The sequence below is a fragment of the Corallococcus exiguus genome (assembly GCF_009909105.1).
Lineage (GTDB): Bacteria > Myxococcota > Myxococcia > Myxococcales > Myxococcaceae > Corallococcus > Corallococcus exiguus.
The window spans coordinates 76,371-89,043 of the sequence record NZ_JAAAPK010000003.1 but is presented as its reverse complement, the minus strand read 5'-3'; the positions used below and the strand labels follow the sequence as shown (position 1 = coordinate 89,043).

Annotated in this window: 11 protein-coding genes; all 11 read left to right on the top strand. The window is 70.1% G+C overall.

Going from position 1 to position 12,673, the window contains the following annotated elements; genetic code table 11:
* The first annotated feature begins 40 nt into the window (after positions 1–40).
* On the top strand, positions 41–1,741 hold the full coding sequence (nusA, locus tag GTZ93_RS11840) for a transcription termination factor NusA (RefSeq protein WP_120580021.1): 1,701 nt from the start codon (positions 41–43) through the stop codon (positions 1,739–1,741).
* Positions 1,742–1,758: 17 nt separating this feature from the next.
* Entirely contained in the window at positions 1,759–2,055 is a 297-nt protein-coding gene (locus GTZ93_RS11835) for a YlxR family protein (RefSeq protein WP_121755456.1), read from the top strand.
* 120 nt (positions 2,056–2,175) lie between these two features.
* Positions 2,176–5,364, top strand: a complete 3,189-nt coding sequence (gene infB, locus GTZ93_RS11830) for a translation initiation factor IF-2 (RefSeq protein ID WP_161662782.1) — start codon at positions 2,176–2,178, stop codon at positions 5,362–5,364.
* A gap of 120 nt (positions 5,365–5,484) precedes the next feature.
* On the top strand, positions 5,485–6,093 hold the full coding sequence (locus tag GTZ93_RS11825; RefSeq protein ID WP_139919644.1) for a DUF503 domain-containing protein: 609 nt from the start codon (positions 5,485–5,487) through the stop codon (positions 6,091–6,093).
* On the top strand, positions 6,090–6,449 hold the full coding sequence (rbfA, locus tag GTZ93_RS11820; RefSeq protein ID WP_120558419.1) for a 30S ribosome-binding factor RbfA: 360 nt from the start codon (positions 6,090–6,092) through the stop codon (positions 6,447–6,449). The genes GTZ93_RS11825 and rbfA overlap by 4 nt, the downstream gene beginning before the upstream one ends.
* A 10-nt stretch (positions 6,450–6,459) precedes the next feature.
* A complete protein-coding gene (truB, locus tag GTZ93_RS11815) occupies positions 6,460–7,323 on the top strand; it encodes a tRNA pseudouridine(55) synthase TruB (protein ID WP_120575729.1) in 864 nt (287 codons plus the stop codon).
* A complete protein-coding gene (locus tag GTZ93_RS11810; protein ID WP_139919645.1) occupies positions 7,324–7,653 on the top strand; it encodes a MoaD/ThiS family protein in 330 nt (109 codons plus the stop codon).
* Positions 7,654–7,778: 125 nt separating this feature from the next.
* Positions 7,779–8,048, top strand: a complete 270-nt coding sequence (gene rpsO / locus GTZ93_RS11805; RefSeq protein ID WP_014398807.1) for a 30S ribosomal protein S15 — start codon at positions 7,779–7,781, stop codon at positions 8,046–8,048.
* A gap of 374 nt (positions 8,049–8,422) precedes the next feature.
* Positions 8,423–10,579 carry a polyribonucleotide nucleotidyltransferase gene (gene pnp / locus GTZ93_RS11800; RefSeq protein WP_139919646.1) on the top strand — a complete coding sequence of 719 codons (2,157 nt, stop codon included), beginning with the start codon at positions 8,423–8,425 and terminating at the stop codon, positions 10,577–10,579.
* 274 nt (positions 10,580–10,853) lie between these two features.
* Positions 10,854–11,651: a hypothetical protein gene (locus GTZ93_RS11795; protein WP_139919647.1), complete on the top strand. Its 798-nt coding sequence runs from the start codon at positions 10,854–10,856 to the stop codon at positions 11,649–11,651.
* Positions 11,652–11,662: 11 nt separating this feature from the next.
* On the top strand, positions 11,663–12,673 hold the full coding sequence (locus GTZ93_RS11790) for a M23 family metallopeptidase (RefSeq protein ID WP_139919648.1): 1,011 nt from the start codon (positions 11,663–11,665) through the stop codon (positions 12,671–12,673).

Sequence of the window (12,673 nt, the reverse complement as noted above, 5' to 3'; positions counted from 1 at the left end):
CAGGGCCGCCCGTGGACCCATTTTCGGAGAAGACATAGCCATGCCCACGCCCGCCAACCCGGCAGTCAACCTCAACCTCGTCCTGGATCAGGTCGCCAAGGACAAGGGCATCGAACGGGCCGTGCTCATTGCCACCCTCGAGGACGCGATGAACACCGCGGCCAAGAAGCACTTTGGCCAGGACCGCAACCTGGAGGCCAAGTACGACCCGGAGAAGGGCGTCGTGGAGCTCTTCCAGGCCATCACCGTGGTCTCGGAGATCAACGACCCCGTCCAGGCGGTCAACCAGATCACCATGGAAGAGGCCCACAAGAAGGGCATGGAAGTGGAGCCCGGCGACGAGCTCGTCTTCCAGATCTTCTACCGGGACGAGGACGCCGCGGAAGCCAAGGCCCAGGACGACCAGTACGGCGACATCCTCCGGCTGAAGACCTTCCGCCGCGGCTTCGGTCGCATCGCCGCGCAGACGGCCAAGCAGGTCATCCTGCAGCGCACCCGCGACGCCGAGCGCGAGAACGTCTTCAACGAGTACAAGGACCGCAAGAACGAGATCGTCACGGGCATCGCCCGCCGGTTCGAGCGCGGCAACATCGTGGTGGACCTGGGCCGCGCGGAGTCCGTGCTGCCTGTCCGCGAGCAGGTCCCGCGTGAGACCTACCGCCCGGGCGACCGCGTCCAGGCCTACGTGCTGGACGTGCTCCGTGAGTCCAAGGGCCCGCAGATCGTCCTGTCGCGCGCGTCCGTGAACCTGCTGACCAAGCTCTTCGAGATGGAGGTGCCGGAAATCGCCGAAGGCATCGTCGTCATCGAGGCGGCGGCCCGCGAGCCGGGTGGCCGCGCGAAGATCGCCGTGTCCAGCCGCGACTCGGACGTGGACCCCGTGGGCGCGTGCGTGGGCATGAAGGGCAGCCGCGTGCAGGCGGTGGTGCAGGAGCTGCGCGGGGAGAAGATCGACATCGTCCCCTACGACGAGGACCCGGCGCGCTTCGTGTGCTCGGCCCTGGCCCCGGCGGAAGTGAGCCGCGTCATCATCGACGAGGCCAACCACGCCATGGAGCTCATCGTCCCGGACGACCAGCTGTCCCTGGCCATCGGCCGGCGCGGGCAGAACGTGCGCCTGGCCGCCCAGCTGACCGGCTGGAAGCTGGACATCAACAGCGAGAGCCGCGTGCGGGAGATGCGCGAGTTCGCCAGCCGCTCGCTCGGTGCCCTGCCGGGCGTCAACGAGATGCTGGTGGAGACGCTCTACGCGCACGGCTTCCGTCAGGCGCGCGACGTCGCGGACGCCAATGCGGAGATGCTGGCGCAGATTCCGGGCATCGACCCCACCCGCATCGCCTCCATGCAGGAGGAGGCCAAGAGGCGCATGGTGGAGGACCAGCAGGAGCTGTCGCGCATGGATTACGAGCGCGAGCAGGCCCGCCTGGCCGAGGCCCGCCGCCACCCGGACGAGCTGTCGCAGCCGGAGCGCATGGCGCGCGTGCGCGGCGTTGGTGAGAAGACCATCGAGCAGCTCATCCTCGCCGGCTACCGCACGGTGGAGGACATCGCGAACGAGAAGGACCTCACCCGCCTGGGCGACGTGCCGGGCGTGGGCATCAAGAAGGCCCGCCAGCTGAAGAGCGCGGCGGAGAACTATCTGGTGGAGGAAGCCAAGCTGCGCGCGGAGCTGAACGCGGAGCGGGGTGCGCTGGCATCGGCAGGCGGGTCAGAGGGCGTGGAAGCGGCCAAGGCACCGTAACGACAGGGGGTAGGTGGATGCGCCGCGCAACCAAACGGCCCGGGATACATCCCACGGAAATCACGGCGTCAGGTCCGGTCAGGACCTGCGTCGGGTGTGGTTCTCGCAAGTCACAGGCGGAACTCACCCGGTTCGTGGTAGGTCCCCAGGGCGGCGTTGTGGCGGACAGGCGGCGGAAGCTGCCGGGGCGGGGGGCGTACCTGTGCGGTGCCGGTTGTTTGACGGCAGCGCTCAAGCGTAAGGCGCTGGGCAGGGCCTTCCGGGGCAAGGCGGGGCAAGTCGACCCGTCAGCACTCGGGCAGGCTTGGGAGTAAGGGCGGGAGGGTGGAGAGGTTGCGGGGGGAGGTGGCTGTTAAGCACCACTCGCACACAATTTCGGCTTTGGACTAGGGTGCTCGGCCTCGTCGTCGGCGGAGCAGAAGGCCAATCAAGGTATGTCGAAGAAGCGCGTTCACGAAATCGCCAAGGAGCTCAAGAGCCACGGGATTGAGCTCGACAATAAGGAGGTCGTGACCGAGCTCGCCGGGCTGGGTTACGACGTCAAGAGCCACTCGTCCTCGCTGGACGATGACCAGGCCACCGCCGCGGTCCAGAAGATCCTGGACAAGCGCAAGCCCAAGCAGGCCGCTCCGCCCGTTGCCGCCAAGGGCTTCGTGGTGCGCCGCAAGGTCGGTCCTCCCGCGGGCGCGTCCGCCCACGAGAACCAGGACGCCTACGCTCAGGCGAACGAGCCCGCCTACGAGCCGGAGTCCGAGCCGCAGGGCGCGGCTTACATGGAGCCGGAGGCCCCGCAGGCGCCTGTCGCCGTGGAGCCGCCGCCCAACGCCGCGGAGCAGGCCCCCGTGGCCCGCCCCCCGGAGGCCCCGGCCGTGACGGCCACGCCGCCGGAGGCGACCGTCGCCTCCATCGCCGCCGCCCCGGAGGCGCCGTCGGCGCCCGAGGCTCCGGCCACCCCGCCTGTTGCCGCAACCGCCACCCCGCCCGTGACGCCGCCGTCCACTCCGCCTTCCGCGGCGGTGGTGGAGACGCCCCGGGCCGCCGAGCCGACCCCGGCCACGGCGACACCGCGCAGTCCTACGCAGGAGAGTCCCCGCTTGCCCAACCCCCCTACGCGCTCGCCGGCCCCGCCCACCGCACGGACGCCTTCTTCCACGTCGACGTCCGCGACGGTCATCTCCCGAGGTCCCGGTTACGTGCAGCGTCCGGGTTCCACGGGCGGGCGCCCTGGTGGGCCGCCGGGCAGCCGTCCGGGTGGTCCGGGTGGTCCCGGCAGCCGTCCGGGTGGTCCGGGCAGCCGTCCTGGCGCGCCCATGCAGGGCCGTCCGGGTGGGCCGCCCATGAACCGTCCGGGAGCGCCCATGCAGGCGCGTCCGGGCCAGATGGGGCCGGTGCGTCCGTCCTCGCCGCCCACGGCCGGCACGGGAGCCCCGGTGCAGCCGACCGGCCCGACCATCATGGTCGGCGGCGTCCCGCACGCCCAGGTCGCGCCCACGCCGGGTGCCCAGGCGCGCCCCACGGCCACCCAGGCCGTGGTGATTTCGCGCCCGCTCATCCAGGTCCGCCGCGTCACGCCCACCACGACCCAGGCCAAGCAGTACCCCATGGCCCCGGGCCGCACGGCGCTGGGCACGGAGAAGCGCGAGTACAAGGTCGTCCCGGATCACCTGGGTCGCGGCCGCGAGCTGGTGGACGTCTCCAAGAACAAGGAGCGTGGCCAGCGCAAGCGCACGGGTCCTGAGACGACCAGCGTGTCCAAGCAGGAGCTGTCGGACATGGTCTGGGGCCGCATCCAGATCCCCGTCCGCGGCAAGAAGCGCAAGCCCACGAAGAAGGGCGCCAAGACGCAGATCACCCAGATGGCCGAGGAGAAGAAGGTCATCAAGCTCCAGGAGGGCATCAGCGTCTCCGATCTGGGTCAGCGCATGGGTATCCGCACCGCGGAACTCATCAAGAAGCTGATGGGCATGCAGAAGATGGCCACGGCGAACCAGATTCTGGACGCCGACACCGCGGAGCTCATCGCCACCGAATACCACTGGAAGGTCGAGCGCGTCGGCTTCGAGGTGGAGGACTACCTGCCGGAGGTCGCGGCCAAGGTCGAGGACGAGCGTCCCCGTCCGCCGGTGGTCACCATCATGGGTCACGTCGACCACGGCAAGACGAGCCTGCTGGACGCCATCCGCCAGGCCAGCGTGGCCTCGGGCGAGGCGGGCGGCATCACCCAGCACATCGGCGCGTACAGCGTGTCCACCGCGCGCGGCGACGTCACGTTCCTGGACACCCCGGGCCACGAGGCCTTCACGTCCATGCGCGCCCGTGGCGCCAACGTGACGGACATCGTGGTGCTGGTGGTGGCCGCGGACGACGGCGTGATGCCCCAGACCATCGAGGCCATCAAGCACGCCAAGCAGGCGGAAGTGCCCATCGTCGTCGCCATCAACAAGATGGACGTCCCGGGCGCCAATCCCGACCGCGTGAAGAAGGACCTCGCGAGCCAGGAGCTGGTGCCGGAAGAGTGGGGCGGCGACACCATCATGGTGCCCGTCTCCGCGAAGACGAAGATGAACCTGGATCTCCTCCTGGAGAACCTGGCGCTGCAGGCGGAAGTCCTCGAGCTGACGGCGAATCCCTCCCGTCCGTCCGTGGGCGCCGTCGTGGAAGCGAAGCTGGAGCGTGGCCGCGGTCCCGTGGCCACGGTGCTGGTGCAGGAGGGCACGCTCAAGCTGGGCGACGCCATCGTCACCGGCACGCACTACGGCCGCGTCCGCGCCATGAACAACAGCCGTGGCGAGGCGGTGAAGGAAGTGAAGCCGGGCTACTGCGCGGAGGTCGTTGGCCTGTCCGGCGTGCCCACCGCGGGTGACGCCATCAACGTCGTCTCCGACGAGAAGGCGGCCAAGCAGATCGCCGACCACCGCGGCATGAAGGAGCGGCAGACGGAGCTCGGCAAGGTCAGCCGCGAGTCCCTGGAGCAGCTCTTCGCCAAGACGAAGGCGGGCGGCGGTCCCAAGGAGCTGCGCGTCATCATCAAGGCGGACGTGCAGGGCTCCGCGGAGGCCGTGCGCCAGGCGGTCGAGAAGCTCACCACGCACAAGGTGCGGGTGGTCATCATCGACGCGGGCGTGGGCGCCATCACGGAGACCGATGTCATGCGCGCCGCCGCTTCCAAGGGCGTCGTGCTGGGCTTCAACGTGAAGCCGGAGTCGGGCTCGGAGGCCGCGGCCAAGGCGCAGCAGGTGACGCTGCAGAGCTACTCCATCATCTACGAGCTCATCGACGGGGTTCGCTTGGAGATGGAGAACCTCCTGGAGCCCATCCGCACCGAGCGCAAGCTGGGCCGTGCGGAGGTGCGCAACACCTTCAACGTGCCGAAGCTGGGAACCATCGCCGGCGCGGCCGTCCTGGACGGCGTGATGAAGCGCGGCTCGTTCGTGCGCCTCATGCGCGAGAACAAGCAGCTCTTCTCCGGGAAGATGGCGTCGCTGCGCCGCTTCAAGGACGACGTGAAGGAAGTCGCGCAGGGCTTCGAGTGCGGTATCGGCATCGAGAACTTCAACGACCTCAAGGCCGGCGACATCATCGAGGCCTACGAGATCGAGGAGACTCGGCAGAGCCTCTCGTAGTCCTGGAGAGGCGCACTCGACGGACCCCGGGGAAGGCCCCACCTTTCCCGGGGGATGGACGATGCGACGGCGCCTGGGCGTGGATGACGCGCCCGGCGGCCGTTGGCCTGGGGGACCTCTATGTTCGTCGGAGTCGCACGCCTCACCCTCCAGATTCCGGAGAGCGCCTCGCTGAAGTCCAAGCGGCAGGTGCTCCGCCGGGTGACGGACCGGGTGAAGGCCCGCTTCAACGTGGCCGTCGCGGAGGTGGACGACCAGGACCTCTGGCAGAAGGCGTCGGTGGCCCTGGCCGTGGTGGGCAACGCGCGCGGGCACGTGGATGAGCAGCTGGAGAAGATCATCCACTTCATCGAAGAGATGTACGTCGCGCCGCTGATGGCCCGGGAGACGGAGATCGTCGCCTTCGGGGACACGCTCTATTCGGACAAGGGGCCGGTGGCTGGCGCCTTCCGTGCTCCGGCGAAGGTGCCAGACCTGGAGGACGAGGACGCCCACCTGTCTCCCGAGGACGCGAACTCGCACTCGGAGGCGGCGATTGCCCGCTTCCTGCGCAGTGACCGCTCGCTGGCGGAGGCGGAGGGGCTGGGTTCGTGGGAGCAGCGGCACGAGGGCGCGGGCCCCGGGCCCGGGATTTCACGACCCACGGGTGAGGGTGGAACGCTGAATCTGGACGACGCGCGGGCCAAGGCCCGGGCGCTGCGCAACCCGCGAGATTGGGAGAAGAAATGACGACGCATTCACGACCCGAGCGCGTGGGGCAGGAAATCCAGGCGGCCATCGGCGCCCTGCTGACGCGCGGGGAATTGCGCGACCCGCGCATCGGCTTCATCACCATCACCGGCGTGAAGGTGTCGCCGGACCTGCGGGTGGCGAAGGTCTTCTATTCGATGCTGGGCACGGACCAGGAGAAGGCGGACACGCAGAAGGGCCTGGAGGCGGCCAAGGGCTTCGTGCGCCGCGAGGTGACGTCCGCGGTCAACCTGCGCGTGTCGCCGGAAATCTTCTTCGCCTTCGACGCGTCCGTGGGCGAGGGCGATAAGATCGACCGGCTCCTGCGCGAGGTGCGCGGCAAGGAAGGCTGGTAGGCCCCGCTTCATGGACGGCGTTCTCGTCATCGACAAGCCCCTGGGCCCCACGTCCTTCGACGTGGTCCGGCAGGTGCGCGGCCTGCTGAAGGTGAAGAAGGCGGGCCACACGGGCACGCTGGACCCCATGGCCACCGGTGTGCTGCCGGTGTGCCTGGGAGAGGCCACCAAGGTCGCCGGCATCATCACGGAGGGCGACAAGGCCTACGACGCCGTGGTGCGGCTGGGCGTGGAGACGGACACCCAGGACGCCCAGGGCAAGCCCACGGCGGAGGCCCCGGTGCCCCCGCTGACGGCCCCGCTGCTGGAGGCGGCGCTCGCCCGGTTCCGGGGCACGTTCGACCAGGTGCCGCCCATGTACTCGGCGGTGAAGGTGGCCGGGAAGCGGCTCTACGAACTGGCACGCGCCGGGGAAGAGGTGGAGCGGGCCAGCCGCAGCGTCACCGTGCATGAGCTGGTGCTGCGCGACTTCTCCGCGGACCGGCTGACCCTGTCCGTGCGGTGCACCAAGGGGTTCTATGTGCGCACGCTGGCGTACGACCTGGGCCGCGCGCTGGGCTGCGGGGCGCACCTGGAGGCGCTGCGGCGCACCATGAGCGGCCCCTTCACGCTGGCGCGCGCGCTGCCCCTGGGGGACCTGGCGTCCCTGTCCCGCGAAGCGGTGGCCGGGCGGCTGGTGTCGCTGGCGGATGCGCTGACGGACCTGCCGGCGGTCCGGGTGACCGCGGACGAGGCCCGGCGGGTGTTGCACGGCGTCCCCGTGGAGGTCGCCCCCGTGCCCGGCCGGGTGCGGGTGCTGGGCCCGGATGACGCGCTGCTCGCCATGGCGGAAGTGGTGGGCGGACGGCTGCGTTACCAGCGGGTTTTCAACTGAGTGGCCACCCGCACCCATGACATCACCGTGAGCGTGGCCCCGGGCCTTCGCGGCGCCTTCGACGGGCGGCGCGAGCTGTCCCTGGGCGTACCCGCGACGGCGGGCATCGGCGACGTGGTGGAGGCGCTCCTGCGCTTGTATCCCCGTACACGTCAGTTGTTGGCGGGTGACGGTGGCGAGGCGACGGGGCCGTATCTGCACGTGGCCCTGGACGAGGCCTCGGCCCGGGAGCTCTCCCCGGGCGGAGGCGGAATTCCGGGCGGTTGCCGGTTGTACGTCTTCGCACTGTCCCGGCCCCCCAAGGGCGGACGGACAGTCGGCGAAGGTTGACCCCCCAGGGGGTGAAGCTTATAAGCGGCCCGCTCGTTAGAAGGACCATGAGGCCGGGTCTGTACCCCTCCGCGGACCCAGGCGGCACGAGCGGTCACCCCGGAGCGGGATTCAGGAAGAAGCCCATGTCGTTGCATCAGGAACGCAAGAGCGAGCTGGTCACGAAGTTCCGCACCCACGAGTCCGACACCGGCTCGCCCGAGGTGCAGGTGGCGCTGCTGTCCGAGCGCATCAACATGCTCACCGAGCACTTCAAGACCCACAAGAAGGACCACCACTCCCGCCGCGGTCTGCTGAAGCTGGTCGGTCAGCGCCGCCGCATGCTGGACTACCTCAAGTCCAAGGACGTGGCCCGCTACAAGAAGCTCATCGAGGGCCTCGGCATCCGCAAGTAGTCCTCGAGCAGCACCCGGGGCGCTGGCACATCACCAGCGCCCCGCGCATTTGGGCAGCACGTTTCACGGCGAAGGAGTGGGCGAGGGAGAGGTGGAGGCGGGCTCTTTTGGTTTCCGTTCAGACCGGCCGACCCGGAGTCATGGGTGGGCGGGTGTGATCAGGGATCAAGAGGTCTGGTCCATCCCTCCGGCGCTCCGCAACGGAGCCCGTTTCCGCAGTACAGGCAGCGTTCGTCTGGCATGTGCCTGCTTCAGGCCCTGGCGACCGCTCAATCCCAGAGGGCCCCTTCCGGGCGGCTCCTGCCCCACGCACGTGGGCGGGCCGCGGCTGGCAAGGGTCCTCGCACGCGAAGCAGGCACAGAGGCCACACGACATGTTGAAGAAGAGCGTCAAGATTGGTGAGAACGAGCTGAGCATCGAGACGGGCCGCCTGGCCAAGCAGGCCGACGGTTCCGTGGTGGTCCGCTACGGCGACACCATGCTGCTCGTCACCGCGGTGAGCGCGCGGGAGAAGAAGGACATCGACTTCCTGCCCCTCACGGTGGAGTACCAGGAGAAGCTGTACTCGGCGGGCCGCATCCCGGGCAGCTACTTCAAGCGCGAGGGCCGCCTCACTGAGAAGGAGACGCTGGCCTCCCGCGTGGTGGACCGCTCCCTCCGTCCGCTGTTCCCGGAAGGCTACGCCTACGAGACGCAGGTCATCTCGTCCGTCATCTCCGCGGACCCGGAGAACGAGGGTGACATCCACGGCATCACCGGCGCCTCCGCGGCGCTGTGGGTGTCTGACATCCCGTTCAACGGCCCCATCGCGGGCATCCGCGTGGGCCGCGTGGGCGGTCAGTTCGTGGCCAACCCCACCGCCAAGCAGCGCGAGCAGAGCGACCTGGACCTCGTCATGGCGGTGAGCCGCGAGGCCATCGTGATGGTGGAGGGTGGCGCGGAAGAGGTCAGCGAGGCGGACATGGTGGCGGCGCTGGAGTTCGGCCGTCAGAACGCCCAGCCCGCGCTGGACATCCAGGACCAACTGCGCACGGAGCTGAAGAAGCAGGTCCGCTCCTACGACAAGCCCGCCACCATCGACGAGGGCCTGCGCAACCAGGTCCGCGAGCTGGCGCTGGAGGGCGTGAAGGCCGGCTACGCCATCAAGGAGAAGGGCGCGCGCTACGAGGCGCTCTCCAAGACGAAGAAGGCGGCGGTCGCGGCGCTCAAGGAGAAGCTGGGCGCGGAGTTCACCCCGCAGGTGGAGAAGCACGCCAAGCAGGTCATCGAGGACCTGAAGTATGACCACATGCGTGAGCTCACCGTGAACGGTGGCCGCATCGGTGACCGTCCGCACAACGTGGTGCGCTCCATCACCAACGAGGTGGGCGTGCTGCCCCGCACGCACGGCAGCGCGGTGTTCACCCGCGGCGAGACGCAGGCGCTCGTGGTCGCCACGCTGGGCACCAGCGAGGACGAGCAGCGGCTGGAGCTGCTCAGCGGCCAGGCCTTCAAGCGCTTCATGCTGCACTACAACTTCCCGCCGTTCAGCGTGAACGAGACCAAGCCCCTGCGCGGCCCCGGCCGTCGCGAGGTCGGTCACGGCGCCCTGGCGGAGCGCGCGCTTCGCAACATGATTCCGGCCAGCGACTCGTTCCCGTACACCGTGCGTCTGGTGTCGGAGATCCTCGAGTCCAACGGCTCTTCGTCCATGGCCTCCGTGTGCGGTGGCACGCTGGCGCTGATGGACGCGGGCGTCCCCATCAAGTCGCCGGTGGCGGGCATCGCCATGGGCCTGGTGAAGGAGGGTGAGAAGATCGCCATCCTGTCCGACATCCTGGGTGACGAGGACCACCTGGGCGACATGGACTTCAAGGTCTGCGGCACGTCCAATGGAATCACGTCCATCCAGATGGACATCAAGATCACCGGCCTCACCACGGAGATCATGAGCCGCGCGCTGGAGCAGGCGCGTCAGGGCCGCGTGCACATCCTGGCGGAGATGGCGAAGACGCTGAACGCGCCTCGCAAGGAGATCAGCCAGTTCGCGCCGCGCATCACCACCATCCAGATCCGTCCGGAGTTCATCAAGAACGTCATCGGGCCGGGCGGCAAGGTGATCAAGGACATCATCGCGCGCACGGGCGCGGCCATCAACATCGAGGACACCGGCCGCGTGGACATCGCCAGCGCGAACGGCGAGGCGGTGAAGGCGGCCATCGCGATGATCCAGGCGCTCACCCGCGAGGCGGAGATCGGGAAGATCTACACGGGCACGGTCCGGAAGATCGCCGAGTTCGGCGCCTTCGTGGAGCTGTTCCCGGGCACCGACGGCCTCATCCACATCTCCGAGCTGTCCGACAAGCGCGTGAAGAGCGTGTCGGACGTGCTGACCGAGGGCGACGAGGTGCTGGTGAAGGTCGTCAGCATCGACAAGACGGGCAAGATCCGCCTGTCGCGCAAGGAGGCCATGGCCGAGCGCACCGCCGCGCAGGGCACGCCCCCGGCCGCCGCCGCCCCGGCCGCCCCGACGCCGGACGCGAAGGCCTGAATCCGGCCCCCGTGTAGCGGCCCTCCGTGAGGAAGGCCGCGACCGGAAACGCCCCGTCTCCTCCCGCCTCCGGGCGCGAAGGGGCGGGGCGTTGTCATTGCGGGCCTGGGGGCTCTCCGCCCGGCGGCGGCGCATGGCTCGAACCTGTCCGACTGTCGGACAGGTTTGGCGCGCCCAAGGCGGGAGCCGGCGGTGTTTTCGTCCTGGCAGGGTGGAGGCTTAAAACCCCGGGAGGGCCTCCCGCGTTGATGGGGGACCGCCCTGGAGGCGCTGCATGCCGGTCCACCCATCCAGCTCCTCGGAGCCTTCGAGCAGCTTCCTCACGGACGTGTCCCGGTTCCTGGGGGCGTTCCGCTGGGCATTCATGCCGCTGGGCCTGCTCGCGCTGGTCGCGGTGGGCGTGCACGCGGCGGCGGACACGCTGGATGACCGGCTGCTCACGGCGGTGGACCGGTTGGACTCCGCGTTCGATGCGTGGGTGGGCCAGTTCCCCGCGCTCGCTTCCATGGTGGATTGGGTGTCGCTGGAGACGCGCACCCGGCTGGCTCGGGGCCTGGCTTTGGCCTGGGAGCTGGCGGCGGACCTGCTTCTGGCGCTACCGGCGCTGGGCTATCGCGAGACCGAGGAGGCCCGGCCCGTGGAGCCCTGGCGTCCGGTGACGGCGTCCGCTTCGGAGGCCTCGTCGTGGAAGGCGCTGCTGCGGCGCTGTCTGCGGCGGCCCACTCCGATGCGGTGGGTGCGGCCGCTGGCCACCGCGGGCGTGGTGCTCGCGGGGGCGTGCACGGTGGCGCGGCTCGTCCAGGGCACGGTGTACCTGTCGTGGCGGCCGCTGTTCGGCGACGTCGCCGCGGACTGGGCGGCACGGGGGCTGGCGGTGGCGGCGCTTCTCGGGGTGAGCGTGTCACTGGGCTGGCGTGCGGTGCTGCGCAACCTCCAGCACGCGGACGCGGCGTGTGAAGCGGTGGGCTCGCGGCGGGCGTGGACTCGCGGGCTCTTGGGCTGCCTTGTGGTGGCGCCCCTGGGATTGGCGGCGGCTTGGGACGCGGCTCCGGTGCTGTCCTTCCTTCGCTGAGGCCCTGACGCATGTTCGCTCGACGCGCCCGGGGACTCCTGGACTTCACCTTCGCGCTGCTCTGCGTCTGGTGCGCGTACCACCACACGCCCGCGGGCGCGCTCTTGCGTCGCGCTGGCGCCTGGGCCTTCAACACGCGCACCACGGCCCGGCCGCTGCTCGCGTACTACGACGGCGTGAGCGGGACGGCCGTGCCCGTGCCGGACGCGCTGCCCGCCGCGCTGCTCACTCGCGTGCCCACGAGCGCGGAGGCGCTGGCGTGGGGGACGCACGCGGCGCTGAAGGCCCTGGAGCCGAAGGCCCGCGAGCCCTCGCTCGTGCTGGCTCGTGAGCTGGGCATCGCTTCGGAGACGCTGGTGGATCCGGCGAAGGGACCGGCGGCGACGCGGCGGATGCTGGACGCGCTCGCCACGGACTTCCCGTCGGAGGAGGCGCGGGTGACGGCGGTGTTCGCCGGGCGGGTGCCCGCGCGCTTCGCCCTGGAGCGGGTGGACGCGGAGGGTGGGGCGCTCAGTCTGGAGCGCCTGGCGAAGCAGCTGCCCCCCGGTTTCGAGGGCTCCTCCGTGGGCGCCGCGCAGGCGCTGGCGCTGTCCACGGCGCTGATGCTCGGGTGGCCGGTGTCGGAGAGCGCCCCGGTGACGAGCCCCTTCGGCTACCGCGTCCACCCCACGCTGCGCACGCGCCGGATGCACACGGGAGTGGACCTGGCGGTGCGCTCGGGCACGACGGTGACGGCGGTGGCCGCGGGCGTGGTGCGCCGCGCGAGCGAGGACTCCGTCAACGGCCGCGTGCTGGTGCTGGACCACGGGCGGGGTGTGACGACGGCGTACTGTCACAACTCGGAGCTGCTGGTGAAGGCGGGCACGCGGGTGGAGAAGGGGCAGGCCATCGCGCTGTCGGGCAGCACTGGCCGGTCCACCGGGCCACACCTGCACTACCAGCTGGAGCTGGCCGCTCGGCCGGTGGACCCGTTCGGGTTCCGCACCGCGCTGCGCATGGCGGACGGCGCGACCGAGCTGTGA

Coding starts and splice junctions, on each gene's coding strand:
- pnp (WP_139919646.1), top strand. CDS start 8,423: ATGTTGAAGAAGAGCGTCAAGATTGGTGAGAACGAGCTGAGCATCGAG.
- GTZ93_RS11795 (WP_139919647.1), top strand. CDS start 10,854: ATGCCGGTCCACCCATCCAGCTCCTCGGAGCCTTCGAGCAGCTTCCTC.
- infB (WP_161662782.1), top strand. CDS start 2,176: ATGTCGAAGAAGCGCGTTCACGAAATCGCCAAGGAGCTCAAGAGCCAC.
- GTZ93_RS11825 (WP_139919644.1), top strand. CDS start 5,485: ATGTTCGTCGGAGTCGCACGCCTCACCCTCCAGATTCCGGAGAGCGCC.
- nusA (WP_120580021.1), top strand. CDS start 41: ATGCCCACGCCCGCCAACCCGGCAGTCAACCTCAACCTCGTCCTGGAT.
- GTZ93_RS11835 (WP_121755456.1), top strand. CDS start 1,759: ATGCGCCGCGCAACCAAACGGCCCGGGATACATCCCACGGAAATCACG.
- truB (WP_120575729.1), top strand. CDS start 6,460: ATGGACGGCGTTCTCGTCATCGACAAGCCCCTGGGCCCCACGTCCTTC.
- rbfA (WP_120558419.1), top strand. CDS start 6,090: ATGACGACGCATTCACGACCCGAGCGCGTGGGGCAGGAAATCCAGGCG.
- GTZ93_RS11790 (WP_139919648.1), top strand. CDS start 11,663: ATGTTCGCTCGACGCGCCCGGGGACTCCTGGACTTCACCTTCGCGCTG.
- rpsO (WP_014398807.1), top strand. CDS start 7,779: ATGTCGTTGCATCAGGAACGCAAGAGCGAGCTGGTCACGAAGTTCCGC.